The organism is Pseudomonas sp. 8AS, assembly GCF_902506505.1.
GTDB lineage: Bacteria > Pseudomonadota > Gammaproteobacteria > Pseudomonadales > Pseudomonadaceae > Aquipseudomonas.
Genome location: NZ_LR733406.1, coordinates 2,175,514 through 2,201,071, shown reverse-complemented (window position 1 = coordinate 2,201,071; position 25,558 = coordinate 2,175,514). Strand labels below are relative to the sequence as shown.

19 protein-coding genes are annotated in these 25,558 nt (G+C 65.0%); 3 read left to right on the top strand and 16 right to left on the bottom strand.

The genetic code is table 11. From position 1 onward, the window contains the following. The first annotated feature begins 63 nt into the window (after positions 1–63). Entirely contained in the window at positions 64–990 is a 927-nt protein-coding gene (locus tag GV001_RS10285) for an alpha/beta fold hydrolase (RefSeq protein WP_160079526.1), read from the top strand. Positions 991–1,108: 118 nt separating this feature from the next. On the opposite strand, the gene GV001_RS10280 is transcribed toward GV001_RS10285, so the two are convergent. After that, the gene (locus GV001_RS10280; RefSeq protein ID WP_160079525.1) at positions 1,109–2,038 is read right to left on the bottom strand and encodes an electron transfer flavoprotein subunit alpha/FixB family protein; all 930 of its coding nucleotides are present in this window, start codon (positions 2,036–2,038) and stop codon (positions 1,109–1,111) included. Continuing rightward, entirely contained in the window at positions 2,039–2,788 is a 750-nt protein-coding gene (locus GV001_RS10275; RefSeq protein WP_160079524.1) for an electron transfer flavoprotein subunit beta/FixA family protein, read from the bottom strand. Positions 2,789–3,114: 326 nt separating this feature from the next. Here GV001_RS10275 and GV001_RS10270 point away from each other — a divergent pair, with 326 nt between their 5' ends. Continuing rightward, positions 3,115–4,779 (top strand): electron transfer flavoprotein-ubiquinone oxidoreductase, encoded by a 1,665-nt coding sequence (locus GV001_RS10270; protein ID WP_160079523.1) that lies wholly within the window; start codon positions 3,115–3,117, stop codon positions 4,777–4,779. A 292-nt stretch (positions 4,780–5,071) separates the two neighbouring features. Here the strand turns inward: GV001_RS10270 and GV001_RS10265 are convergent, their stop codons facing one another. The 11 genes from GV001_RS10265 to GV001_RS10215 form a co-directional block, all read right to left on the bottom strand. Continuing rightward, the gene (locus GV001_RS10265; protein WP_178091820.1) at positions 5,072–7,459 is read right to left on the bottom strand and encodes an RND family transporter; all 2,388 of its coding nucleotides are present in this window, start codon (positions 7,457–7,459) and stop codon (positions 5,072–5,074) included. Between the two features lie 17 nt (positions 7,460–7,476). After that, positions 7,477–8,556 (bottom strand): YCF48-related protein, encoded by a 1,080-nt coding sequence (locus GV001_RS10260; RefSeq protein ID WP_160079521.1) that lies wholly within the window; start codon positions 8,554–8,556, stop codon positions 7,477–7,479. 199 nt (positions 8,557–8,755) lie between these two features. Continuing rightward, positions 8,756–10,114 (bottom strand): DUF1329 domain-containing protein, encoded by a 1,359-nt coding sequence (locus GV001_RS10255; protein ID WP_160079520.1) that lies wholly within the window; start codon positions 10,112–10,114, stop codon positions 8,756–8,758. A gap of 392 nt (positions 10,115–10,506) precedes the next feature. After that, positions 10,507–11,877 carry a DUF1329 domain-containing protein gene (locus tag GV001_RS10250; RefSeq protein WP_160079519.1) on the bottom strand — a complete coding sequence of 457 codons (1,371 nt, stop codon included), beginning with the start codon at positions 11,875–11,877 and terminating at the stop codon, positions 10,507–10,509. 56 nt (positions 11,878–11,933) lie between these two features. Beyond that, entirely contained in the window at positions 11,934–13,886 is a 1,953-nt protein-coding gene (locus GV001_RS10245) for a DUF1302 domain-containing protein (RefSeq protein WP_160079518.1), read from the bottom strand. Positions 13,887–14,231: 345 nt separating this feature from the next. After that, on the bottom strand, positions 14,232–16,889 hold the full coding sequence (gene pepN, locus GV001_RS10240; protein WP_160079517.1) for an aminopeptidase N: 2,658 nt from the start codon (positions 16,887–16,889) through the stop codon (positions 14,232–14,234). A 14-nt stretch (positions 16,890–16,903) separates the two neighbouring features. Then, positions 16,904–17,734: a DUF2797 domain-containing protein gene (locus GV001_RS10235; protein WP_160079516.1), complete on the bottom strand. Its 831-nt coding sequence runs from the start codon at positions 17,732–17,734 to the stop codon at positions 16,904–16,906. Between the two features lie 9 nt (positions 17,735–17,743). Continuing rightward, the gene (locus GV001_RS10230) at positions 17,744–18,007 is read right to left on the bottom strand and encodes a YeaC family protein (RefSeq protein ID WP_160079515.1); all 264 of its coding nucleotides are present in this window, start codon (positions 18,005–18,007) and stop codon (positions 17,744–17,746) included. 40 nt (positions 18,008–18,047) lie between these two features. Further along, positions 18,048–18,911, bottom strand: coding sequence for a rhomboid family intramembrane serine protease (locus GV001_RS10225; RefSeq protein WP_160079514.1), 864 nt, complete (start codon positions 18,909–18,911; stop codon positions 18,048–18,050). Further along, the gene (locus GV001_RS10220) at positions 18,908–19,882 is read right to left on the bottom strand and encodes a metallophosphoesterase (protein WP_160079513.1); all 975 of its coding nucleotides are present in this window, start codon (positions 19,880–19,882) and stop codon (positions 18,908–18,910) included. The genes GV001_RS10225 and GV001_RS10220 overlap by 4 nt, the downstream gene beginning before the upstream one ends. A 1-nt stretch (position 19,883) precedes the next feature. After that, positions 19,884–20,771 carry an NAD(+) kinase gene (locus GV001_RS10215; RefSeq protein ID WP_160079512.1) on the bottom strand — a complete coding sequence of 296 codons (888 nt, stop codon included), beginning with the start codon at positions 20,769–20,771 and terminating at the stop codon, positions 19,884–19,886. 84 nt (positions 20,772–20,855) lie between these two features. Between GV001_RS10215 and GV001_RS10210 the strand changes: the two genes are divergently transcribed. Next, positions 20,856–21,803 carry a DUF1853 family protein gene (locus GV001_RS10210; RefSeq protein WP_160079511.1) on the top strand — a complete coding sequence of 316 codons (948 nt, stop codon included), beginning with the start codon at positions 20,856–20,858 and terminating at the stop codon, positions 21,801–21,803. Between the two features lie 95 nt (positions 21,804–21,898). Here the strand turns inward: GV001_RS10210 and GV001_RS10205 are convergent, their stop codons facing one another. From GV001_RS10205 to GV001_RS10195, 3 genes are read right to left on the bottom strand one after another with little or no spacing between them, the layout of a single operon-like run. After that, on the bottom strand, positions 21,899–23,008 hold the full coding sequence (locus GV001_RS10205; protein ID WP_160079510.1) for a cyclic nucleotide-binding domain-containing protein: 1,110 nt from the start codon (positions 23,006–23,008) through the stop codon (positions 21,899–21,901). Positions 23,009–23,047: 39 nt separating this feature from the next. Beyond that, positions 23,048–23,992, bottom strand: coding sequence for a 1-aminocyclopropane-1-carboxylate deaminase/D-cysteine desulfhydrase (locus tag GV001_RS10200; protein WP_160079509.1), 945 nt, complete (start codon positions 23,990–23,992; stop codon positions 23,048–23,050). Further along, on the bottom strand, positions 23,992–25,374 hold the full coding sequence (locus tag GV001_RS10195; protein WP_160079508.1) for a chromosome partitioning protein ParA: 1,383 nt from the start codon (positions 25,372–25,374) through the stop codon (positions 23,992–23,994). The genes GV001_RS10200 and GV001_RS10195 overlap by 1 nt, the downstream gene beginning before the upstream one ends. Positions 25,375–25,558 lie beyond the last annotated feature (184 nt).

The following is a 25,558-nucleotide window of genomic DNA, read 5'->3' as shown; positions in this document are numbered from 1 at the left end:
CGCAATCGCATTAATGCTAGCTTAAAAGCAGCCCTAAATAATTATTAGCGATAAGGAATCGCCATGAAAAAACTTCTCTTCGCGCTGGTCCTGCTGCTGGCCGGTGCTGCCGGGGCACTGTACCTGTCCCCTGCAGCCCTGATCGGCGGCGTGCAATGGGTCGAACGCGGCATGGCCGGCCTGTCGAACGAGCAGGTGCAAGTCGGCGAACTGCAGATCCACTACTACGAAGGCGGCCCGGCGGACGGCGAAACCATCCTGATGATCCATGGTTTCGGCGCCAACCGCGACAACTGGTTGCGCTTCGCCCGTCACTTCACCGAACGCTACCATGTCATCGCCCTCGACCTCCCCGGCTTCGGCGAAAGCAGCAAACCCGATGCCAGCTATGACGTGGCCACGCAAACCGAACGCGTGCAGGCGTTCAGCCAGGCGCTGGGCCTCGACAAGCTACACCTGATCGGCAACTCCATGGGCGGACATATTGCCGCACTCTACGCCGCCCGCTACCCGCAGCAGGTATTGAGCCTGGCCCTGCTGGACAATGCCGGCGTCACCGCGCCGAAGCAGAGCGAGCTGTTCCAGCGCCTCGAGCGTGGCGAGAGCAACCCGCTGGTGGTGCGCAACGCCGCGGACTTCGAGAACCTGATGAACTTCGTCTTCGTGGCCCCGCCGCCCCTGCCGGACGCACTGAAACAGCACTTCGCCGAACAGGCCATGGCCAATAGCGCGCATTACGACAAGATCTTCGCGCAACTGCGCGAGCGCTATGTGCCACTGGAGCCGGAGCTGCCGAAGATCACGGCGCCGACCCTACTGCTGTGGGGTGACCGCGATCGCGTGCTGGACGTATCCAGCATCGCGGTGATGCAGCCGCTGCTGCAGAAATCCAGCGTGGTGATCATGAAGGATTGCGGTCATGCACCGATGATCGAACGGCCCGAGGAAACCGCTGCCCACTACCAGAGCTTTCTCGACGCGCCACGCTGAACCGGGATCAGCCCCGGGGTTCGCGGCCGAAGCCGCGCCTACCGGAGTCATAGGGGAAACGCAGGCAACAAAAAACCCGCTCGATGAGCGGGTTTCTTGTTTGGCGCAGGAAGCTGGCTTACACCAGTTTTTCCAGTTCCGGTACGGCTTCGAACAGGTCAGCCACCAGGCCGTAGTCAGCCACCTGGAAGATCGGGGCTTCTTCGTCCTTGTTGATGGCGACGATGACCTTGGAGTCCTTCATGCCTGCCAGGTGCTGGATGGCACCGGAGATGCCGACCGCGATGTACAGCTGCGGAGCGACGATCTTGCCGGTCTGGCCAACCTGCATGTCGTTCGGTACGAAACCGGCGTCGACAGCGGCGCGCGAGGCACCCACGGCAGCGCCCAGCTTGTCGGCCAGGGCGTACAGGTGCTTGAAGTTGTCACCGTTCTGCATGCCACGGCCGCCGGAAACGACGATCTTGGCAGCGGTCAGTTCCGGACGGTCGGACTTGGCCAGCTCTTCGCCGACGAAAGCCGATTTGCCAGCATCAGCCGAACCGCTCACTGCTTCAACAGCAGCGGAACCGCCTTCGGCGGCAACCGGGTCGAAACCGGTGGAGCGCACGGTGATCACTTTCACGGCAGCCGAAGACTGCACGGTAGCGATGGCGTTACCGGCATAGATCGGGCGCTTGAAGGTGTCGGCGCTTTCAACGGCGATGATCTCGGAGATCTGATCGACGTCCAGCTGGGCAGCAACGCGCGGCAGCACGTTCTTGCCGTTGCTGGTGGCGGCAGCCAGGATGTGGCTGTAGCCCTTGCCCAGATCGGCAACCAGCGGTGCAACGTTTTCCGGCAGCTGATGCGCATAGGCAGCGTTGTCGGCAACCAGAACCTTGGCTACGCCAGCGATCTTGGCAGCGGCTTCGGCAGCGGCGGCGCAACCGGCACCGGCAACCAGAACGTGGATGTCGCCACCGATTTTCGCGGCAGCGGCAACGGTGTTCAGCGTGGCAGCGGCCAGGGCAGCGTTGGTGTGTTCAGCGATAACCAGGATAGTCATTTAGATTACCTTCGCCTCGTTCTTCAGTTTCTCGACCAGTTCAGCCACGGACTTGACCTTGATGCCGGCGCTGCGGGCAGCAGGCGCTTCGACTTTCAGGGTCTTGACGGTGGAAGTGGTGGAAACACCCAGGGCGTCCGGGGTAACCACGTCCAGCGGCTTCTTCTTGGCCTTCATGATGTTCGGCAGCGACGCGTAGCGCGGTTCGTTCAGGCGCAGGTCGGTGGTGACGATGGCCGGCAGATTCAGCGCAACGGTCTGCAGACCGCCGTCGATTTCGCGAGTGACATTGACCTTGTCGCCAGCCACTTCGACTTTCGAAGCGAAGGTGCCTTGGCCGTAACCGGTCAGGGCGCCCAGCATCTGGCCGGTCTGGTTGTTGTCGCTGTCGATGGCCTGCTTGCCCAGGATGACCAGCTGCGGCTGCTCTTTATCAACCACGGCTTTCAGCAGTTTGGCCACGGCCAGAGAGTTCAGCTCGTCGTTGGACTCGACCAGGATGGCACGGTCAGCACCCAGAGCCAGAGCGGTACGCAGCTGCTCCTGAGCGGTGTTCGGGCCGATGGTGACGACGACGATTTCGCTCGCAACGCCCTTTTCCTTCAGGCGTACGGCTTCTTCCACGGCGATTTCGCAGAAGGGGTTCATCGACATCTTGACGTTGGCGAGGTCGACGCCGGAGTTGTCCGCTTTGACGCGAACTTTGACGTTGTAGTCGACCACTCGTTTGACAGCTACAAGAACCTTCATGGATTCCTCGTTACTCTCCGGTGAATAAGAATGTCGCCAAGTCGAGCCTGGCCGGTGATGCAGGTCGGCCGGAACCGACGGTCAGCCCATACGGCGAACGCAAAACCGCCCGTATCTTGACCGTAACGCCTTTTTCGGTCAACACGAAAAACCGCCTTCCATCCGCCGCCAAGCCTTGTCCTGTCGGGCTTTAACAAAATTCAAACAAACGTTTGTATTGGACGTACGCGGGCGCGTAGATATAATGCGCACGCGCAGGCCAGAGAAAGCCTAGCCCCAAAGCAAAATCAACAACACCGAAGAAGCCTTGAGTTAGGAGATTCTCTGTGGAACGCGAATTTATGGAATTCGACGTCGTCATCGTCGGTGCCGGCCCGTCCGGTCTGTCCGCCGCCTGCCGACTGAAGCAGAAGGCCGCTGACGCCGGCAAAGAGATCAGCGTCTGCGTGGTCGAGAAGGGTTCCGAAGTCGGCGCTCACATCCTCTCCGGCGCGGTGTTCGAGCCGCGCGCGCTGAACGAGCTGTTCCCCAACTGGCAGGAGCTCGGCGCCCCGCTGAACACGCCGGTCAAGCGCGACGACATCTACATGCTGAAAAGCGCCGAAGGCGCCATCAAAGTTCCCGACCTGTTCGTGCCCAAGACCATGCACAACGAGGGTAACTACATCATCTCCCTGGGCAACCTGTGCCGCTGGCTGGCCCAGCAGGCCGAAGCCCTGGGCGTCGAGATCTACCCGGGCTTTGCCGCCCAGGAAGCGCTGATCGACGAGAATGGCGTGGTGCGCGGCATCGTCACCGGTGACCTGGGTGTCGACCGCGAAGGCCATCCGAAGGAAGGCTACTACACCCCCGGCATGGAACTGCGTGGCAAGTACACCCTGTTCGCCGAAGGCTGCCGCGGCCACATCGGCAAGCAGCTGATCCAGAAATTCAACCTGGATAGCGAAGCCGACGCCCAGCACTACGGCATCGGCATCAAGGAAATCTGGGACATCGACCCGGCCAAGCACGAGCAGGGCCTGGTGGTACACACCGCCGGCTGGCCGCTAAACGTGGTCGGCACCGAGAACACCGGTGGCTCCTTCCTCTATCACCTGGAAAACAACCAGGTGGTGGTCGGCCTGATCGTCGACCTGTCCTACGCCAACCCGTACCTGTCGCCGTTCGACGAGTTCCAGCGCTACAAGCACCACCCGGTGATCAAGCAGTACCTGGAAGGCGGCAAGCGCGTGGCCTATGGCGCTCGCGCCATCTGCAAGGGCGGCCTGAACTCGCTGCCGAAGATGGTCTTCCCCGGCGGCGCACTGATCGGTTGCGACCTCGGCACCCTGAACTTCGCCAAGATCAAGGGCAGCCACACCGCCATGAAGTCCGGCATGCTGGCCGCCGACGCGGTCGCCGAGGTGCTGCTGGCCGACGGCCAGGGCGGCGACCTGCTCAATGGCTACGTCGATGGCTTCAAGGCCAGCTGGCTGTACGACGAACTGTTCCGCAGCCGCAACTTCGGCCCGGCCCTGCACAAGTTCGGCCCGCTGGTCGGTGGCGGCATCAACTGGCTGGACCAGAACATCTTCGGTGGCAAGATCCCCTTCACCCTGCACGACACCAAGCCGGACTACGCCTGCCTGAAGCCCGCTGCAGAATCGAAGCGTATCGACTACCCGAAGCCGGACGGCAAACTCAGCTTCGACAAACTGTCCTCGGTGTTCTTGTCCAACACCAACCACGAGGAAGAGCAGCCTTGCCACCTGAAACTGGCCGACGCCAGCATTCCGCTGAGCAAGAACCTGCCGCTGTACGACGAACCAGCACAGCGTTACTGCCCGGCTGGCGTGTACGAAATCGTCACCCAGGAAGACGGCGAGAAGAAGTTCCAGATCAACGCGCAGAACTGCGTGCACTGCAAGACCTGTGACATCAAGGACCCGGCCCAGAACATCACCTGGATCGCTCCGGAAGGCACCGGCGGCCCGAACTACCCCAACATGTAAGTCGAGTCGCATCGAAGAAGCCGCCGCAAGGCGGCTTTTTCTTGCCTGCGATTTCATGCGCACAGATATGCCCCTCGCCCGCCACCCGACAGCGGCAACCAAGACCGCCATCACCTGCCCCCACATTTCTGCTACCACGGCCGGCACATCTCCGGCGCCACGCCCATTACCCGCAACTGCGGCGGAGCGGTGAAGCTTGCAGCTAAGCCGCCCCTGCGCAAAACAGCGCAGCAGCAAACAACGGGCAACAAAAAGGGCTCCCGAAGGAGCCCTCTTGCACAGCGCTACAAGATCAGTGCGCGAACAGCGAACCGCCCACCTTGCCGGCCAGCTTCTCCGGCTTGATCAGGAAACGGGCCAGGGCTGGCAGCAGCCACAGGGCACCGAACATGTTCCACAGCAGCATGAAGGTCAGCATCAGGCCCATGTCGGCCTGGAACTTGATCGCCGAGAAGATCCAGGTCGCCACGCCGATGGCCAGGCACAGGCCGGTGAACAGTACGGCCTTACCGGTGGACTTCAGGGTCTGGTAGTAGGCCTCCTGCAGGGTCATGCCGGCGCGCAGGAAGCTTTCCAGGCGGCTGTAGATGTAGATGCCGTAGTCGACACCGATACCCACGCCCAGTGCGATCACCGGCAGGGTCGCCACCTTCACGCCGATGCCCAGCCAGGCCATCAGGGCGTTGCCGAGGATGGAGGTGAGGATCAGCGGCAGGATGATGCACAACATGGCGCCGAACGAGCGGAAGGTGATCAGACACATCACCGCCACGCAGATGTACACCAGCACCAGGATGATCAGCTCGGACTTGGCGATGACCTCGTTGGTCGCCGCCTCGATGCCGGCGTTACCGGCAGCCAGGAGGAACTCCAGGCCATCCTTGTTGTGCTCCTTGGCGAACTCCTGCACCACACCGACGGCGCGCTTGAGGGTCGCGGCCTTGTGGTCGTTGAGGAACACCAGCACCGGCGCCAGCGAACAGTCGGCGTTGTACAGGCCGTCCGCACGGGCGATGGAGTTGTTCAGCACGTCCGGGTTGCGCGACAGGGTTTCCCATTTCAGGTTGCCCTCGTTCATGCCCTTGATCACCTGCTTGGACACACTGACCATGGAAATGGCCGACTGCACGCCCTCGGTGTTCTCCATGCGCCACATCAGCTCGTCCATCGGCGCCAGGGTCTCGTGGGTCGAGCAGCCCTCGTTGGCCGTCTTGACCATCACCACCAGCACGTCGGAACTGGTCGAATAGTTGCTGATGATGAAGTTGTTGTCCTGGTTGTAGCGCGACTCCGGACGCAGCTCCGGCGCACCCTGATCGAGGTCGCCGATCTGCAGGTTGGCCTTCTGGTACCAGAAGCCGCCGACGCCGGCCGTCAGGGCGATCACCACCGAGATCGGCGCCACCACCGGATGGGCGAAGTTGGACAGCAGACGCCAGAACGGATGGTCACGCACCGCGTCCTTCTTGCTGCGCTCGACCGCCTTGTTGCTGATGCCGATATAGGAAATCGCCACCGGCAGCAGGATCAGGTTGGTGAACACGATCACCGCCACGCCGATGGAGGCGCCGATGGCCAGCTCGCGGATCACGCCGATGTCGATCACCAGCAGGGTGATGAAGCCGACGGCGTCCACCAGAATGGCGATCATCCCCGGCAGGAACAGCTGGCGGAAGGTGCGCCGCGCCGCGGTCAGGGCGTTGTCGGCGTCGCTCGACTGCAGGGCGATACCGTTGATCTTCTGCACGCCGTGGGAAATACCGATGGCGAAGATCAGGAACGGCACCAGCATCGAGTAGGGGTCGAGGCCGAAGCCGACCAGGTGCATCAGGCCCAGCTGCCAGACCACCGCGATCAGCGTGGTCGACACCACCGAGATGGTGGAACGGATGCACCAGCTGAACCAGTACAGCAGGACCAGGGTGATCGCCAGGGCGATACCGAAGAAGGCCACGACCATGATCAGGCCATCGATCAGGTCACCGACCTTCTTGGCGAAACCGACAATGTGGATCTGCACATTGGGGTTCTGCGCCTGGAACTTGTCGCGAACCTTCTCTTCCAGCTCGTGGGAGAACTGGCGATAGTCGAGCTTGAGCAGCTCGCTCTGGTTTTCCGGGTTCGGGTAGGACTCCAGCAGCGGCACGTCGACGATGCTCGACTTGAAGTTGTTCGCCACCAGACGCCCGACCTGGCCGGACTTGAGCACGTTGCCGCGCAGCTCTTCGAGGCTCTGCGGCGAGCCGTCGTAGGTCTGCGGGATCACCTCGCCGCCATCGAAGCCTTCCTCGGTCACTTCGGTCCAGCGCACGCTGGGGCTCCACAGCGACTTCAGGCCGGAACGGTCGACGCCGGAGATGTAGAACACCTCGTCATGGATCTGCTTGAGCGTCTCCATGTACTCCTTGCTGAAGATGTCGCCGTCCTTGGCTTCCACGGAAATACGCACGGTATTGCCGAGGTTGGCCAGGTCGTTGCGGTGCTCCATCATCTTCTGGATGAAGGGATGGTCGAGCGGAATCATCTTCTCGAAACTGGTCGAGGGGCGAATCATCGACGCCTGCCACAGCAGCACAGCGGTGACCAGCAGACAGAGAGTGATCACTATCGGCCGGTTGTTGAAAATCAGGCGCTCGAGAAAGGTCGCCTTGTCCTGGTGATGGCTACTCATCGTACTCATACCCTAAAAAGCCCGGCTTATTGTTGTTGGCCCGGTGCGGCGCCATTCGCGTCTGCTGCCAGCACGCCGCCCTGTCCGACCAGAATCAGCTTGCCCGCGGCATCTTCGGTCACGGCCGCCAGCGAAGCACGGTCGGCACGGTTGATCACCGTGAAGCTGCGCCCGGAGTCGCTGCTGGTCAGCACGCTGCCGCCATGCCCGACGATGACCACGGAGCCATCCTTGAGCAGGCTGCCACCGGACAGGCCGAACTCCAGCGTGCCGGTATCGGAGCGCAGCTGCAGGGCTTGCCAGGTGTTGCCGAAATCGGTCGAACGGAACAGGTTGCCGCGCAGGCCGTAGACCAGCAGGGTCTTCGAGCTGGCAGTGCCCAGCGCACCGAACAGCGAACCCTCGTAAGGGCCGCTCACGCGCTCCCAGGTCTGCCCCCAGTCGGCGGAACGGAACATGCTGCCCTGCTCGCCCACCACGAACAGGCCGGCATCCTTGACGGCGGTGATGGCGTTGAGGTGGTAGCCGTCTTCGTTGTCCAGGCGATCACTGACATCGGTCCAGGCCTTGCCGCCATCGCTGGTTTCCAGCAGGGCACCGTAGGCACCGACGGCATAGCCGTGGTTGGCGTCCTGGAACCAGATATCCAGCAGCGGCGCCTCGCGCCCGAGGTCTTCGTGCTGCAGGGTCCAGTTGGCGCCGCCATCGACGGTGGCGAGGATCTGTGCATCGTGGCCGACGGCCCAGCCCTTCTTGTCGTCGATGAAGAACACGCCGGTCAGCATCTGCCGCGACGGTACGCGCGCCTGCACCCAGTTGCGCCCGGCATCGTCGGAAAACAGGATGTGCCCGCGATCCCCCACCGCGACCAGACGCTTGCCGGCATGGGCAATGTCCAGCAGCAGGCTGGTGACCGCTTTCGGCGACTCGATGGAAAACACGGCAGGCGCATCCGCGGCAGCGGCCTGCACGGGAGCAGACAAGGCAAGGACGGAAACGGCGCCGAGCAGTGACAGCGCTTTCGCCAGCGGCGACAGGAAACGGGTGGAAACCTGAACGGAGTGCAGGCTGCCGGAGCGGGTGGGCCGCAGAGCGGGCTCACGCATAAAACTTCCCCCTTTATTCTTATAGGTGGGTGTGTGCCTTATTGGCAGACCCCGCATGCTATACAGCTTTGGAAAAACCTGACAATCGACATGACGTTATGTTTTGTTAAGCGCCCTGGCCCGCCCCTTTGCGCCCGCTTGCCCGGCAGCGGGCCGAGGTCGCAACAAGGCGTGCGGCCTCGTCCACTGTAGCCGGTTCTCAGCGGGTGCCGAGGCGGCGCAGAGTCGCCACCGAGAAGTGGTTGGCTTCCGGAACCGGCTGACTGAAGTCGCTGGTGCCCCGCTCTTCGTTGTCCAGGTTCTGCACGTAGTAGCGCCCGGATTGCAGGTCATGGAACACATCCAGCGCGGACCAGGTGGTCGGCAGCTCGTAGTAGTTCTTCAGGTAGGCCAGCGAGACGCGCCACAGTTCGCCGCGGCTGTCGTACTGGTCGACCGCGGCCACCTGCCAGCTGTCCTCGTCGAGGTACAGGGTGCGCTTGGCATAGATATGCCGGGCACCGGGCTTGAGCTTGCCCTCTACCACCCAGACCCGATGCAGCTCGTAGCGGGTGAACTGCGGGTCGAGATGCCCCGGCTTGATCAGCTGCTGGTACTTCACGTCCGGGCTGGACAGCCGGTAGTTGTTGTAGGGGATGTAGATCTCGCGCTTGCCCAGCAGCTGCCAGTCGTAGCGATCCGGCGCGCCGTTGAACATGTCCTTGTCGTCCGCGGTCATCAGGTTGTCCGCGGTGGTCAGGGGCGTGTCATAGGCCACGTTCGGCGCCCGCCGCACACGACGCTGGCCGGCGGCATAGGCCCAGGCCTGGCGCGCCTGTTCGACCTGATCGAGAGTCTCGTGCACCAGCAGCGCACCACCGGCCAGACGCGCCGGCGCCTTGGTCTGCGCCATGTAATAGAACAGCAGGTTATCCAGATCGGCAGCCGAGCCATTCTGCTGGTAGTAGTTGAACAGCGCTTCCTGGCGTACGGTCACCAGGCCATAGCTGCCGTTGCGCTGCACGCTGGCATCCGAGGACTGGCGTACCGCATAGGTGCCGCGGTAGCGCACGATGTGGTTCCACAGCGCTTCGACGCCATCCTTTGCGATCGGGAAGGGAATGCCGCCATAGGCCCCTGAGAAACCGTTGCCATCCTTCAGCAGCTTGGCCTCTGTCGCGTTCTTGCGGGTGTTGTCGTACACCCACTGCGGCGCCGATGCGCTGCGCCGGGTCGGGTAGACCGGGATCTGGAAGCTCTCCGGATAGGCCTCGAACAGGGCGATCTGGCCCGCGGTCAGGTTGCCCCGGTACTGCTCCAGGTTGGCCTTGGTGATGCTGAACAGCGGCTTGTCGTCCGGGAACGGATCGACATGGTGGCGCCCCGCCCCGGCGTAGCCCGCCGGAGGCTGGGTGATGCCGCCGCTCCAGGCCGGAATGCTGCCCGCGGCATTCGCCGCCTTGTCGCCACCCAGCGGGGTCAGGCTGCTCCCCAGTTTTTCCGCTTCCTGCGGCGACACGGCCGCCATGGCATTCGACAGGCACACCAGCAGGCCCGCCGCCAAAACTCCTTTCAACATTCCATTGTTCCCTTCGTTCAGGCCAGCTGAGCCGGCCGCGTCTATACATCACCGCCAGGCTGCGTCGAAAAACCGCATGCGTTGCGCAAGACCTGCCGCGCCACCTGGCATACCAGGCGCGCATGGTACAAGGCATTGTCGGTGATAACCCAGTGGCGAGCTGGCAACCTGCCAGCTCGACCGCGGCGCAGTTAAGCAGATTGGCAGCGGCAAAAGCGCCGAGCAGCGCACGCGCGAAGGCGGCGACCAGGAAGTCCGAAACAGGCCGATAGGTCAGGCGAAAAAATGTCGGCACGGTCACAGACCGTGCCGCAAAGGACCGCTCGAGCGAGCGGCCGGAGTAGCACGTGGGTGCGACGCGGGCTAGGCCTGCGCCGGGATGCAGGAAGAACTCAGCGGGTGCCGCGACGACGCAGGGCGGAAGGCGTGAACTGGCTGTCCTCGGGCATTTTCTGGAAGAAATCGACGGTGCCCGGCTCCTCGCTGTCGAGGTTCTGCACGTGATAACGCCGCCCTTGCAGGTCGTGGTAGGCCTCCATCGCCGACCAGGTGGTGGGCAGATCGTAGTAGTTCTTCAGGTAGGCGATCGACACGCGCCACAGCTCGTTGCGCCCGTCGTACTGATCGACCACCGCGGCCTGCCAACTGTCCTCGTCGAGGTACAGGGTGCGCTTGGAATAGATGTGCCGCGCACCGGACTTCAGGGTGCCCTCGACCACCCACACCCGGTGCAGCTCGTTGCGGGTCAGCGCCGGGTTGAGGTGGCCGACCTGCAGCAAATCCTCGTACTTCACCTGCGGGCCGGAGATCCTGTAGTTGTTGTAAGGGATGTAGATTTCCTTCTTGCCCAGCAGCTTCCAGTCGTAACGATCCGGGGCACCGTTGAACATGTCGGTGTCGTCGGCGGTACGCAGGCCTTCGGAGGCGGCGATCGGCGTGTCGTAGGCCAGATTCGGCGCCCGCCGCACGCGGCGCTGGCCGGCGCTGTAGGCCCAGGCCTGACGCTGTTCCCGGACCTGGTCGAGGGTCTCGTGGACCAGCGCGGCACCACCGGCCAGACGCGCCGGGCTCTTGGTGAAGGACAGGTAGTAGAACAGGATGTTGTCCAGGTCGGCGTAGGCGCCTTGCGGGTCGTAGTAGCGGAACAGCGCTTCCTGCTCCGAGACCACCGGCGAATAGGCGCCATTGCGCTGCACCGCCACTTCCGCCGAGCGCCGCACGATGTAGCTGCCGCGATAGCGCACGATATGGTTCCACAGCGCCTCGACGCCACTCTGCGGGATCGGGAAGGGAATGCCGCCGTAGGCATCGGCGAAACCGTTGCCGCCCTCGACCAGTTTGGCCGTGGCGGCATTCTTGATGCTGTTGTCGTACACCCACTGCGGCGCCGAGCCGGAACGCCGGGTCGGGTAGATCGGCATCTGGAAGCTGTCCGGGTAGCTGTTGAACAGGGCGACCTGCCCCGCCGTCAGCCGGTCCTTGTACTGCTCCAGATTGGCCTTGGTGATGGTGAACAGCGGCTTGTCGTCGGGGAACGGATCGACGTGGTGGTGCCCCTTGCCCTGGTAGCCGGCCGGGGCCTGGGTGATGCCGCCGGTCCAGGCGGGAATGCTGCCGTCGGCATTGCCGGCCTTTTCCGCGCCGAAGGGAGTCAGGCTGGAACCCAGCCTGGCGATGTCCTGGGGCGCCACCGCCGCCAGTACGCTGCTGGCGCAGAGCGCGAGAGTGAGCGCCGCGCCGATCCGCATGGGTTTGTTGAGCATGGTGTTTCTCCGTGATCAGTCGGGCCCGGCCGCAATGCGCCGAGCCGCGCAGGGGATTAGAAGGAGTACTTGACGTTGAGCCCGAGGTTGTCGCGGTCGCGGCCGCTGTTGTTCTGCCCGCCACCGTAGAACTCGGTGTACTGCAACTCGGCTTCCAGGCTGTTCAGGTAGCTGGCGCGCAACCCGAGCGAATAGGCCATGGCGCCCTCGACGAAGTTGCCGGTCTGGTGCGAGTTGCCCTGGAAGTTGTGCTTGAACACGCCGAAGGGCGACAGGTTGACCCCGGCATAGACATCGTTCCAGGTGCCGGACAGGGCCAGGGTGTAGCCGTAGGCATCCCGATCGAGCTGGTCTTCGTCGTCGTAGCCGGACACATAGGCGCCGTTGGGGCGGCCGGCGAAGCCGCGCTCGGAGCCGTCATAGGCGGTGTAGGTCAGGCTGCTGGCACGGGCATGCTCGGAGGCCAGCTCGGCCACGCCCATCAGCGAATCGAAGCCGATGGCCGGGCCGAAGTTGTAGATGGTGCCGAGCGACAGGTTGAACGCCTCGACCCGCTCGTAGTTGTGGATCTGCCCATCCATCGCCGTATCTCGCCCGGCGATATTGGCCAGGCCACCCCCCCCCAGAAGCAGAGACTGGCCAAGCAGGTCGCCCAGCAGATCGTTGGTCGCACTGATGCCCACCGGCAGGTTGGGCCGGTACGCCAGCTCGCCGAACACCGAAGCCTCGCCGATGGTGGTGTTGAAACTGAAGCCATAGACGCGGATATCTTCCACATACTCGCGTCGCGCGACGACCTGATTGGCGATATCGATGGCGGCCAGCCCATTGGCGCCCGCCAGCGCCTCGGCGGCGCCAGGCACACCCAGCGAAGCGGCCAGCTGCAAGTTGGCGCAGGTCGCCCCGCCGAGGGTGTTACACAGCACATCGGGATTGAGCCCGGCGTAGGAGTCGTTGACGCTGGCAGAGATCTGCGGCTCCTTCGCATGGTAATTGATGAAGTACAGGCCGAACTCCGTAGAGCCCAGCTCTTCGGCCATATAGCGCAGGGCAAAGCCGTACTGCCCGTCATTCTTGGCATTCAGGTCGCTCGATATATCGGCGACCTTGATCGTGCCCGTCGAGGCATCGTAATACTCGGTACCACTCAGCTGTCCAATGCCAACCAGATTGTTGTAGGCACCCGCGAGCAACGGGTTGGCGAAGGCATCGTTCTCCGTGTAGGCCGTGTTGCCACCGTCGGCGAACAGGTCGGTCTCGGAAAAGAAGGTGCCGGCCGGGTCGATGGCCGACTCCTTCCAGTTCCACTGGTAGAAGCTTTCCAGGGACAGGTTGTCGGTCAGGCCGATGTTGAAGTTGAAGGCCTCCACCGGCACCAGCACCTCCTTCAGCTCCGAGCCCGGCAGACGGAACTTGGCCGCATCGATCGGGTTGGTGGTGTTGATGCCGCCGCGATAGAAGATGCCCTCGCCCCAGTTGAACACCTGGCGACCGACCTTGACGCTCAGCGGCATCGTACCCACGTCCCAGTTGCCATAGACGTAGGCGTCGAGGATCTCTGCGCTGTGGCCGGCGCTATCGCGGGTTTCGTCGGTGAAATGGTCGTTGTGCGGGTAACCCTGGCTCGGACGGTAATCGTCGTTGTCGTTGCGCTTGTCCATGATCTGGGTGTCGTAGAACGCGGTGCCACGCACGAACAGGCCGTAGTTCTGGTAGTTGGCCTCCAGGTCGGAAGTGACCTTGAACACCTCGGAAACCAGGCCGGTATCAAAGTTACGATTACCGTCGTTGCCGTTGGTGTCGTCGTTGGTCTTGTCCCTCCCCTGCACACGGTACAGCTGACCGTAGGACAGAGTGGTATCCAGCGAACCGGTGACTTCACCGTCGACGAAACTGAAATCAGCGGCACCGGCCGGCACCGCCAGCAGCAGCGGCAGGAGTCCGGCAAGGGCAAAACCCGCCTTGGCGGGGGCGAGGCACAGGAACGACTTGCGCAAAGGGACGGGCATCGGCAACTCCAATGGATCGATTGTTCTTGTTATGAGCTCTCGGCTAACCATCACGGGACGTCAGGTGACGACTCGTGATCGAGAACGGGCTATTCAAGATCGATACCAACAGAGCGACTGCGCGAGTGCTTTTTCCCTCGAAGGAGTGGCAGTGTCAAAAAACGCGGATGGCGCTTGAAGACGTCCCAATTTGTCTATCGACTGGCGCGCTTTAGCCTTGAGGATCAAGCACTTGCGCAGTGCAGAAAAACCAGGGCAGATGGCGGGGAAAGCTGATCAGGCAGAAAGGAAACAACGCGTAACAGATGGCGTTACCAAGCAAGCGCTCGGTAACGCCATCACCGGTCAGGCGAGGCTCTTGCTGACCACCTCGAACACGTCGCTGGACAGCTCGCCGGAGGCCAGGATGCGCTCCAGTTCGCCACGCATCAGCGCCTGGCGCGAAGCGTCGTACTTGCGCCAACGGGTCAGCGGGCCCAGCTGGCGCGAGGCGATCTGCGGGTTGGAGGCGTTCAGGCTGATCACCTGGTCGGCCAGGAAGCGATAGCCGCTGCCATCGGCCGCATGGAAGTTGACCAGGTTCTGCCCGGCGAAGGCGCCGATCAGCGCGCGCACCTTGTTCGGGTTCTTCATGGTGAAGGCCGGATGCTGCATCAGCGCCTGCACCCGCGCCAGGCCGCCCGGCAGGGTGCTGGCAGCCTGCACGCTGAACCACTGATCCATGACCAGGGCGTTGTCCTTGAAGTGCTCGGCGAAGGTCTTGAGCGCCTCACCCTTCTCCGCCTCGAACGGTGAATTGACCAGCACCGCCAGGGCGGTCAGGCGCTCGGTCATGTTGTCGCAGACCTCGTACTGCTCCAGGGTGGCGGCCAGCACCTGCGGCTTGCCGGTGAGCATCAGGTAGGACAGCGCGATGTTCTGCAGGCTGCGCCGCGCGAAATGCGCCGACTCGGCGACATAGGCGGTAGCGCGCGACAGCTCGCGATTGGCCTGGTAGCGCGCCCACAGCGGCTCGAACAGCGCCTCGGCCAGCTGCGCGCGGGCGAACTCGCGGGCGACGTGGATGGCGTCGACATCGGCCACCTCGGCGATCTCGGTCAGATAACCCTCGCCCGGCAGCGACAGCATCTCGGCGACCATGGCCGGGTCCAGCGCCTCGTTCTCCAGCACGCTGCGCAGCGCCGTGACCAGGCGCTGATCCAGCACCAACGCCTCGCCGCGCTGCTGCTGGCCGATCAGCTCCTGCAGCACCTGCACGGCCAGCTGCTGGCCGGCTTCCCAGCGATTAAACCCATCTGAGTCGTGCTGCATCAGGAACATCAGCTGGTCGCGGCTGTAGGGGAAGCTCAGCTTGACCGGCGCGCTGAAGCCGCGCAGCAGCGAGGGCAGCGGCTTGGCTTCGAGATTGACGAAGGTGAAGGCCTGCTCGGCCTGGGTCACCTGCAGCACGCGCGAACGGCCGACCGGCTGGTCCTCGCCGACCAGCTGCAGCGGCAGTTCGCGGCCCTCGGCATCGAGCAGCGCCAGCTCGACCGGGATGACGAACGGCTGCTTGTCATTCTGCCCCGGCGTGGCCGGGCAGCTCTGACGGAACTGCAGGCGGTAGCTGTTGGCGGCCGCATCGTAGCTCTCGCTGACTTCCAGGCGCGGCGTGCCGGCCTGGGTGTACCAGCGCTTGAACTGGGAGAGGTCCTGGCCGCTGGCATCCTCCATGGCCTTGACGAAGTCGTCGCAGGTCACGGCCTGGCCGTCATGGCGGGCGAAGTACAGGTCCGAGCCTTTGCGGAAGGTCTCGGCGCCGAGCAGGGTGTGGATCATGCGCAGCACTTCGGAACCCTTCTCGTAGATGGTCAGGGTGTAGAAGTTGGAGATTTCCATGTACGCGTCCGGGCGCACCGGGTGGGCCATCGGGCCGGCGTCCTCGGCGAACTGGTGGGTGCGCAGGTAGGCCACGTCCTCGATGCGCTTGACCGTGCGCGAGTTCATGTCGGCCGAGAACTCGGCATCGCGGAACACGGTGAAGCCTTCCTTGAGCGACAGCTGGAACCAGTCGCGGCAGGTCACCCGGTTGCCCGACCAGTTGTGGAAGTATTCGTGGGCCACCACCGCCTCGACGCGCTGGTGGGCGGCGTCGGTGGCGGTCTCGGCGCGGGCCAGCACGCAGCTGGAGTTGAAGATGTTGAGGCCCTTGTTCTCCATGGCGCCCATGTTGAAGTCATTGACCGCGACGATCATGAAGATGTCGAGATCATATTCCCTGCCGTACACCTGCTCGTCCCACTGCATCGACTTCTTCAGGCTGTCCATGGCGTGCTGCACCTTGTCGATGTTCTCCGGCTCGACGTAGATGCGCAGGGTCACTTCGCGGCTGCTCATGGTGGTGAAACGGTCTTCCACGCACCAGAGGTCGCCGGCGACCAGGGCGAACAGGTAGGCCGGCTTCATGAACGGGTCTTCCCAGGTCGCCCAGTGGCGGCCGTCGCCTTCGCTGCCGCTGGCAATCGGGTTGCCGTTGGACAGCAGCACCGGGTAGCTGTGCTGCTCGGCGCTGAGGGTCGTGGTGAACTTGCTCATCACGTCCGGGCGGTCGAGGTAATAGGTGATCTTGCGGAAACCCTCGGCCTCGCACTGGGTGCAGAACATGCCGCTGGACTTGTACAGGCCTTCCAGCGCGGTGTTGCTTTCCGGGTGGATGCGCACGCTGCTGTCGATGACGAAGCGTTCCTGGGTCGGCTGCAGGGTCAGGTGGCTGTCGCTTAGCTGATAGTCGGCGGCCGTCAGCTCGCGGTCGTCCAGTTTGAGCTCCAGCAGCTCCAGCTGCTGGCCGTCCAGCACCAGCGGCGGCAGGCCGGCGCCACACGCCGGGTTGCGCCGCATCAGCAGTTGCGCGTGGACCAGGGTATGGTCCTCGTACAGCTCGAAAGTCAGGTGGGTCTCGTCGATCAGGTAGTCGGGGGCCTGATAGTCCTTGAGGTAGATCATCTTCGGCTGTTCGGTACGCATCGGCTTGTGGCCTCTTATTCGGTGAGTACGGCGACCTGGTAGGCCGTGTATTTGCGCAGGTTGATCACGCCCGTGTCGAGGATCAGGTACTGGCCCTTGATACCCTTGAGGATGCCTTCCACCACCGGGGTCTTGTCCAGGTCGTGGCTGGCCACCTTGGTCGGATAGGCCTCGACCGGGTAGCGGATTTCCACCACTTCGACATCGCCGACCGGCTGAATCGCCTGCAGGCCGAAGCGCTGCTGCAGCGCGGTGATGCCTTCGGCGCAGCTGCTCATCAGCTGCTCGCGCACCGCCGGCAGGTCGACGGGCTCGGCATCGCCCTTGAGCAGCGCGCGCCAGTTGGTCTTGTCCGCCACCTGGCTGCGCAGCAGGTCTTCGACGAAGCCGGACTGCTGGCGGGTGGCCACGCGGAAGATCGGCAGCGCCTGGCTGGCACCCTGGTCCAGCCAGCGGGTGGGAATCTGGCTGGCGCGGGTGATGCCGACCTTGATCCCGGAGGAGTTGGCCAGGTAGACCACGTGGTCGGTCATGCAGAACTGCTCGCCCCACTGCGGCTCGCGGCAGGTGCCGGCGTCGTAGTGGCAGCGCTCCGGGCTCATGATGCAGCTGTCGCACTGCGCCAGCTTGGTGAAGCAGGGGTAGCAGTAGCCCTGGGCAAAGCTCTTCTTGGTCTTGCGCCCGCAGTGGCTGCAATGGATGGCGCCGAGGAACTCCAGGCGGATGCGCTGGCCCAGCAGCGGATTGACCGGTATTTCCCGCTCGTCCAGGCGAAAGCTGTACTGTACCGGCGCCTCCAGGCGCGCCGCCATCTTGCTCAGCGCACCGCGCCCTAACTCATTCATCAAGCGTTCTCAGTGCAGCGTGTCGTTGGACTTAAACAGCAGGTTCGGGATCGGCTCGGCATGCGACTCGCAGGCCTGCTCGCCCATGTAGCCGGTGCGTTCTTCCTCGGGCAGGTTCTGCGCCTCCCAGGCAATCATCGCCTGCAGCGACAGCTCCTTCTGCTCCTGGCTGAGCTTGCGGCCATCCGGCCACTTGCCGATTTCCACCGCCAGTTTCAGGTTCTGGTAGATCTCGGGGGTGATGTTTTCGATCATTTCGGCAAAGGACGACATCGGCAACTCCAACAGCAAATCACGGAAACAGGCGGCCAGTTTACCGGCGCGCACGCGCCAGCGCACCGCCCAAGAGGCCAGCGGCACATCCGGCCAGCAGGCCGCCGACATGCGCGGCGTTGGCGATGGCGCCGAAACCGAGCAGGTCGATGGCGCCGCTCAGGCACACCAGCAACCAGATCAGCATCATCGCCAGCACCCCGCGCGGCAGGGCGTAGGCCGGGGTCGGCGCCAGCAGCTGGAAGATCCAGCAGTAGCCGAGCAGGCCATAGAGCACCCCGGACAGGCCACCGAACAGGCCGGCGCCGCCGAAGCCGAACTGCGCCAGGTTGGACAGCAGGCTGAACACCAGGGTCAGGCCGAACAGCAACAGGCCGCCCTGGCGCGCCTCGATGCGCCGCCCCAGCTCCCAGTACCACATGCCATTCATGGCCAGGTGCAGCCAGCCGAAGTGGATCAGCATCGGCGTGACCAGGCGCCACCACTGCCCGGCCTGCAGGCTGTCCTGCCATGGCGTGAAGTAGGCGTACTGGCCGGCGATCCGGTAGTCCTGGAAGGTCAGCCAGTGCATGGTGGCGTGGTTGCCGCCCAGCCCGGTCAGCGCAGCGACGATCAGGGTGAGCAACAGCATCAGCGCGGTCAGCGGGCTGGCGCGCAGCTGGCTGAGGATGCCCGGGCGCGACGAGCGCTGCTCGCCTGCGGGTAACGTCCCTCCCCCGTCGCCCTGCGGGTAGCGCTGAAACAGCCCGCGCACGCCTTCGGCCTGGGCTTCGTCGGCCACCCACAGCACCTGCTCGCCGGACTCCTCGCTGACCCGGTGCGGCACCCGCAGCTGGCGCAACAGGGCGATAAAGCCGCTCAGGTCCTCGCCCAGCGGCCGGCGCAGGGCCGCCACGGCGCTCATCGCGGCGCCTCCGGCGGATCGACCTCGACCCAGACGAACTTGTCCGCATCGATCTGCTGTTCCTCGTCGAGGCGATAGGCCACCAGCTTGCCGGCCATCACCGCGCTGTAGTCCAGGCAGGCCAGGTTGGCGCGAATCGGCGCCGGGCGACCGCGGCGCCAGTAGTGGCCGACGAACAGCATCGGCTGGTCCGGGCCGTATTGCAGCAGGCGGCCCTTGTCGGTCGGGGTCAGCGGCAGGCTGGCCACGTCCTCGGGCAGCGCATCGGGCTGGAACACCACATCGCCGTAGGTCTGCGGGTTGTCTTCCCAGAACTTGGTGCGGAAGAAGGCGCGGCTGAAGCCCTCCTCGCTGGTCAGGGTCAGGCCCTGGGGCAGGCGCATGTCGGTGCCGCGCAGCAGGCGCTCGAACACCCGGTTGGCGAAACTGCCGGGCACCGCCGAGGCCTGGACGAAGGCCGGGTCGATGCGCCCGTCCGGGTACTGCTTGCGCAGCCCCTCGATCAGCCCGCCGTCCCAGCAGGCATGCACCAGGCGGAAGCGCCCGGCGTCGATGAACAGCGGCAACTGGTAGAACCAGGCGAGGAAGTCGTGCCAGTCGCCGGGATGGCCCTCGAACTGCTCCAGAGTCTGCTGCAGCAGGCGCTTGTGCCGCGGCGTGTGCTCGCGCACGAACTGCCGGCGGCTGCCCTCCGGCGCCGGGGTGACCCAGCCGAGGGCGTTGTACTCGTGGTTGCCCATGATGCACAGCGCCTGGCCGGCAGCGACCATGTCGTGAACCAGGTGCAGCGCCTCGCGGATGTGCGGGCCGCGGTCGATGATGTCGCCGAGAAACAGCGCCATGCGCCGCGGGTGGCGCCAGACGCCGGCCTGGCGCTGGTAGCCCAGCTGGGCCAGCAGACGCTCCAGGCTATGCGCACAGCCGTGCACATCGCCGATCAGGTCGTAGCCGCGGGCCGGGTCGAGGTACATGTCAGTCCTGCCCACCGAGGCGGCTGCCCCAGCCGAGCTTGGTGCGGCAGGCCTCGTAGTAGTTGTGGTCGAGCGGGTGGATCAGGCGCAGTTTCTGCGGCTTCTTGGCCACCGTGATGGTGTCGCCGGGCGCGCAGGTGAAGTGGTTCTGGCCATCGCAGGAGACCAGCGGGTAGATCGGCAGGTCGGCGGCCACCACCACCTTCAGCTCGCTGTTGCCGTCGACCACGATCGGCCGGCTGGACAGGGTGTGCGGGTACATCGGCACGATGACCATGGCGTCCAGCTTGGGGTGCATGATCGGCCCGCCGGCGGACAGCGAATAGGCGGTGGAGCCGGTCGGCGTGGCGATGATCAGGCCGTCGGCCTTCTGGCTGCAGACGAACTGGCCGTCGATGTACAGCTCGAATTCGATCATCTTGGTCGACTTGCCCGGGTGCAGCACCACGTCGTTGAGCGCATCGCCCTGGCCGATGGCTTCGCCGTGGCGGCGCACTTCGGCCTCCAGCAGGAAGCGGCTCTCTTCGAGAAAGTTGCCTTCGAGCACCCCGGCGACCTTCACTTCCAGCTCGTCCGGACGAATGTCGGTGAGAAAGCCCAGGCTGCCGCGGTTGATGCCCAGCACCGGGATCTGGTGGCGGGCCAGGGCGCGCGCGGCGCCAAGCATACTGCCGTCGCCGCCGACCACTATCACCAGGTCGCAGACTTCGCCCAGCAGCTTGCGCGAGCTGGTCTGCAGGCCGTGGCCGGGCAAGGCCTCGGCGATGGTGTCTTCGAGGATCACGTGCAGATGACGTTCGAGCAGGAAGTTTTTCAGGCGGCGGATGGTATCCAGCGCCTGGGAGCTGCCCAGACGACCGATGATGCCGATATTGCGAAATTGCTCCATGGGGCGCTCTGCAACGGGAGGAATGCCCGGATTATGGGCGAAAGGCCGGCACAGCGGCAAACCGGCCTCGGCTATGCTCGGCAAATGAACAGCCTGCCCCTACTCGACGAATTGCTCGGCCAGCTGCGCCAGCCCCAGGTACGCGACCTGGCCTGGAGCCTGCTCGCCCCGCCGCTGCTGCACGCCGACGCGCAGCTGCCGCTGCGCCACCCGCTGGCCGCCAGCCTCTGGCTGGCCGAGCCGCGGCTGCTGAGCGACTGGCTGCTGCGCCAGGAACGGGATAGCAGCGCCCTGCTGCACTTTCTCGCCGGCGGTTCCAGCCGCCTGGGGCGCTACTACGAACGCCTCTGGCAATTCGCCCTGCAGGCGGCGCCGGATGTGCAGCTGCTGGGCGCCAACCTGCCAATCCGCGCCCAGGGCAAGACCCTCGGCGAACTGGATCTGCTGCTGCGCGATGCTGACGGCGTGCATCACCTGGAACTGGCGATCAAGTTCTACCTCGGGCCACGCCGCCACCCCGGCGAAGATCCCGGTCACTGGCTGGGTCCGGCCAGCGAGGACCGCCTGGGGCTCAAGCTGCAGCACATGGCCGGGCACCAGCTGCCGCTATCGGCAACGGCCCAGGCGCACAGCGCCTTGGCCGGCATCTGCCAGGAACCGCCGCGCCCCGGCATGTGGCTGAGCGGCTACCTGTTCTACCCCTGGGCAAGCGCCTGCCATGCGCCTGCCGGCGCCGATTCGCGGCATCTGCGCGGACGCTGGCTGCATCGACGGGAATGGGCTGACTTCACCGAGCAGGATAAAACTGCACACTGGCAGCTTCTGCCGCGCCAGGCCTGGCTGGCGCCGGCACGCCTGGAGGCGGATCAGCTGTGGAGCGCCGAGCAGCTGGCCGACTGGCTGCGGCAGCTGCCCGCCGACGCCCCCGCGCAACTGCTGGTGCGCCTGCAGCCGGGAATCGAGGGTGACTGGCGGGAAGCCGAGCGGGCCTTCCTGGTCAGTGACGACTGGCCGAGCCGCGCCTCCCTATAGACAAGCGCGACCTATCGCCGCAATGGCGAAGAAGCCCGGCGTGATCCACCCGGCACAGCCTGAACGTCCACCGCAGCCGCCGTCAGCCCTGTGGCTCAGTGACTGCGTTCGGTGCGCCCGCCGGAGCGCGCCAGGTAGCCGGGGCCGCTCTCGCACAACAGCGCATCGCGCTGGACCGGCGGCAAGGCATCCAGGCCGTCGCGCAGGGCGTAGGCGCTGAAGCCCAGCTGCGAGAGGAGAAATACCGCGCTGGCACTGCGCTTGCCGCTGTCGCAGTAGCACAGGTAGGTCCTGGCCTTGTCCAGCAGGCGCGCCTTCAGGCGCAGCAGGTGCAGGGGCATGTTCAGGCTGTGCTGGGCATGGGAGCGCTCGTACTCCTCCTGCAGGCGCACATCCAGCCACTGCGCGCCGCTGCCGAGCAACCGCGCGGCCTCGCCGAAGGACACCTCGTCGACCACCGGCGCCTTGAGCAAGGCGAAGAAATCCTGGCGATCCAGGCGCAGCACCACGCCGGGTTCCAGCAGGGTCACGCTGGCATTGCGCGGCAGGTCGGAGAGTAGCGCCTCCTCGCCGAAGCAGGCGCCGATATCCAGCTCGGCCAGCACCTGGCGGGCACTGTCGGCACCGCGAATCACCTCGGCGCGCCCGCTCTTGAGGAAGTAGCAGCAGTCGCCGGTCTCGCCCTCGACCAGCACCCGGCTACCGGCCGGCAGGTCGATCGGGTGCAGGCGTTCGAGCATCTCGCGCACGTTGGCCGGCGGCACCTTGGCGAATAGCGGGCTCTCCAGCAGGCGCTCCAGCCATTCGCTGTCTTCGCCATTGCCGGACAGTTCCAGCAGCAGGTCCTGGTAGGCCAGGCGCCAGGTCAGCAGCCGTCCCAGGGTGGCACTGTCCAGCGCCAGCACGCTGGCATCGCTCAGCGCCCGCGCCTCATGCAGACGCGGCAGGCTCGGCGACAGCGGGTGGCAACTGGCGGCCGTGCCGGCCTGCAGACGCTCTTCCTGGCCATCCGCCGCGCGCAGCAGCAGCTCGCCGGAAAGCAGGTAATAGGTGGTGCGGGCCTGGTCACCCTGACGGAACAGCAGCTGCCCGGCCAGCACATGCTGCGGCACCAGCTGGCTGCGCAACTCCCGCCACTGCTGCTCGGACAGCACATTGAGCGGAGTGAAACTGCGCAACTGCTCGGGGTTCAGGGGCTCGCTCATCAGAACCTATCCTTCAATTATGCTTGCCGGCACCACGTTTCAGCGCCCAGCCAGTTCCTGCAGGCGCTGCACCACGGGCCGGCGCCCTTGCAGCCCACCCGTGTGCAGGAACAACAGACGGGTGCCTGGCGCAAAGTAACCGGCCTCAACCTCGCGGCGCAATGCCAGCAGCGCTTTCGCCGTGTAGACCGGCTCCAGCGGCACGCCGGCCTCGGCTTCCGTGGCCAGCAGGAAGCCCAGCAACTCATCGTCGATCCGGGCGAAGCCGCCCCGACTGGCATCCAGCAGACGATAGCCGGCGGCGGCCTGACCGGCCTCACCCAGCAACCTGGCCACGGTGCTTTCCACACCGTGCCCGGCGGGTACGGCCATGGCGCCGTGCACCGGGCGGCGACCGCCCTCGGCCAGCACCAGCCCGGCCAGGGTGGTGCCCGTGCCGGCCGCCAGCCACCAGCCCTGGTAGTCGGCCCAGCCCAGCTGCGCCAACTGCTGACGGGCCAGCTCGACGATGGCGGCACAGGACTGCGCCGCCGCCAGCCCGGCGCCGCCCTCGGGCACCGGCTGCAGCTGCGGATAACGCGCAAGCCAGGGCGCCCAGAAGTCCGCTCGATGGCGCGCGCGATAACCGCCGTAGCCCAGCCAGTGCAGGTGCATGCCCAGGGCCTGCAGATCGCGGCTGGTCGGGGTGTCCTGCGGCTCGCCGCGCAGCAGCCCCACCGTGGTGAAGCCGAAACGCCGGCCGGCGGCGGCCAGGGCATGCAGATGATTGGAGTGGGCCCCGCCCAGACTGATCAGCCCCTCAGCCCCGGCGGCTGAGGCGGCGTGCAGGTGCGGCTGCAGCTTGAACCACTTGTTGCCGGAAACCAGCGGATCGAGCAGGTCGAGGCGCAGCACCGCGACCTCGACGGCGGCGGCACTCAGCCAGTGCAGGGATAACGGCTGCAGGGGCGCGCCGGGCGCCCAGTGCGGGACACGCAGCGGCACTAGCCGACGGTACGCAGACGGCTGCCAGCCTTGTGCCGGGCACAGCAGTTGGAGTCGCCGATGATGAAGCGGCTGGGGGTTTCCACCCGGTCGATCGGTATGGCGCAGCGGGCACCGGAAGGCAGGCTGGCCTCGCAGGTCGGCTGCTGGTAGTGGCTCAGCCACTGGCGGTACTGCGCCTCGGAAACGAAGCACTTGGCCGCGGCATAGCTCATCGGGTTGTCCTGGTAACGGGCAATGTCCTGCAGCGGGATGGTCAGGTGGCCGGCGCCCGGGTGATAGACCACGAACACCACGCCGAGCTTGGCCAGACGCTCGAGAATCTGCTCGCCGCCCTGGCTGGCGAACTCGTCGCGCTCGCGCTTGAGGCGCTCCAGCTCCTGCTGCAATTGCGCATCCTGCTCGCCGCGGTAGGCCAGCTCGACGTCGCGCACGGCCACCTGTTCCTTGTATTCGGCCACCGCCGCGGCGACCTTGGCCTGCAGCTCGCTCTCGAACTGCGAGCGCAGGATGTCCACCTCGGTACGCCCGTGGCGCTCCAGGGCGCGCAGCTGCTGGGTCATTTCCTCGCGATTTTTCTGCAGGATATCGCCCTGGCCGTTCAGCTGCTCCTTCAGGCTGGCATTCAGCTCTTCCTGCTGGCGCAGCGCCTGGTGCAGGTTGTGCACTTCGGTCTGCAGGGCGCGCTGCTGTTCCTCGCCGGCCAGCCTGAGGCGCGCCAGCTCCTCTTCGTGTTGCTTGCCCAGGGTGCTGATGCGCAGGCGCTGCTGCTTGATCAGTTGGGCGGTCTTCAGGCGATGCTCCTGGTCCTTGTGCTCGGCCTGCTGCAGCGCCAGCTGCTGGGCCGCATCGCGTCCGGGATCGGGCGCCTGCCACTTGTCCTCGGCGACCATGTGCAGGCGCTCGGGCAGCACCACGGCGGCCGAGTCGTCCTCCACCAGGATGCCCAGGGCATTGCGCTTGACCGCGTCGCGCAGCAGCACCAAGTCGTTCTTGCCGGGAGCCAGGCTCGGGTCCCACAGGTGCATCTGGTGCCAGGACACCGGGCACTGGCTGCGACAGGCCAGGCGAATCGGCCCGGCGCCCAGGTCCGGGCCGCGTCCGGCATTGTCGGCGAGATGGCGCAACGGCAGGTTCCAGCCCTTGTCGGCGCCCCCCTTGTCGTCGAAGTCCAGATAGAAGAACACCACGGCGCGAATCATCAGGCGCGGGTTGATCAGCAGGTAGGCCATGCGTACCTGCTCGTCGGCGAACTCGGGCAGGTTCACCACGCCATCGAGCAGGGCCTCGAACTCGGGGAAAAACATCTCCTTGCAGACACCGCGCTGTTCGGTGAAGAACATCACGGCTTCGACCATCTGCGGCTTGTTCTGCATGCTCATGACGTTCCTCGCGGCACCAGGCTGATACTTACTGTCTTGCGGGCCTTCTTCCTGGGCACGCGAAAGCGGTAAAACAGGCACTGCTCCCTGCCTCGGGCAAGTCTAGGGGAAAATGCAAAGCGGGCAATGTGATTGGGTTGGCAGTCACCCCGCCAGGCGGCCGCGAACGGCCATCGGCAGGGCG

Excerpts from the sequence above, each read along its gene's own strand:
- GV001_RS10260 (WP_160079521.1), bottom strand. The coding sequence starts at position 8,556 with ATGCGTGAGCCCGCTCTGCGGCCCACCCGCTCCGGCAGCCTGCACTCC.
- GV001_RS10225 (WP_160079514.1), bottom strand. The coding sequence starts at position 18,911 with ATGAGCGCCGTGGCGGCCCTGCGCCGGCCGCTGGGCGAGGACCTGAGC.
- GV001_RS10220 (WP_160079513.1), bottom strand. The coding sequence starts at position 19,882 with ATGTACCTCGACCCGGCCCGCGGCTACGACCTGATCGGCGATGTGCAC.
- GV001_RS10245 (WP_160079518.1), bottom strand. The coding sequence starts at position 13,886 with ATGCCCGTCCCTTTGCGCAAGTCGTTCCTGTGCCTCGCCCCCGCCAAG.
- GV001_RS10215 (WP_160079512.1), bottom strand. The coding sequence starts at position 20,771 with ATGGAGCAATTTCGCAATATCGGCATCATCGGTCGTCTGGGCAGCTCC.
- GV001_RS10275 (WP_160079524.1), bottom strand. The coding sequence starts at position 2,788 with ATGAAGGTTCTTGTAGCTGTCAAACGAGTGGTCGACTACAACGTCAAA.
- GV001_RS10235 (WP_160079516.1), bottom strand. The coding sequence starts at position 17,734 with ATGAATGAGTTAGGGCGCGGTGCGCTGAGCAAGATGGCGGCGCGCCTG.
- GV001_RS10205 (WP_160079510.1), bottom strand. The coding sequence starts at position 23,008 with ATGAGCGAGCCCCTGAACCCCGAGCAGTTGCGCAGTTTCACTCCGCTC.
- GV001_RS10280 (WP_160079525.1), bottom strand. The coding sequence starts at position 2,038 with ATGACTATCCTGGTTATCGCTGAACACACCAACGCTGCCCTGGCCGCT.
- pepN (WP_160079517.1), bottom strand. The coding sequence starts at position 16,889 with ATGCGTACCGAACAGCCGAAGATGATCTACCTCAAGGACTATCAGGCC.
- GV001_RS10230 (WP_160079515.1), bottom strand. The coding sequence starts at position 18,007 with ATGTCGTCCTTTGCCGAAATGATCGAAAACATCACCCCCGAGATCTAC.
- GV001_RS10210 (WP_160079511.1), top strand. The coding sequence starts at position 20,856 with ATGAACAGCCTGCCCCTACTCGACGAATTGCTCGGCCAGCTGCGCCAG.
- GV001_RS10195 (WP_160079508.1), bottom strand. The coding sequence starts at position 25,374 with ATGAGCATGCAGAACAAGCCGCAGATGGTCGAAGCCGTGATGTTCTTC.
- GV001_RS10285 (WP_160079526.1), top strand. The coding sequence starts at position 64 with ATGAAAAAACTTCTCTTCGCGCTGGTCCTGCTGCTGGCCGGTGCTGCC.
- GV001_RS10250 (WP_160079519.1), bottom strand. The coding sequence starts at position 11,877 with ATGCTCAACAAACCCATGCGGATCGGCGCGGCGCTCACTCTCGCGCTC.
- GV001_RS10255 (WP_160079520.1), bottom strand. The coding sequence starts at position 10,114 with ATGTTGAAAGGAGTTTTGGCGGCGGGCCTGCTGGTGTGCCTGTCGAAT.
- GV001_RS10265 (WP_178091820.1), bottom strand. The coding sequence starts at position 7,459 with ATGAGTACGATGAGTAGCCATCACCAGGACAAGGCGACCTTTCTCGAG.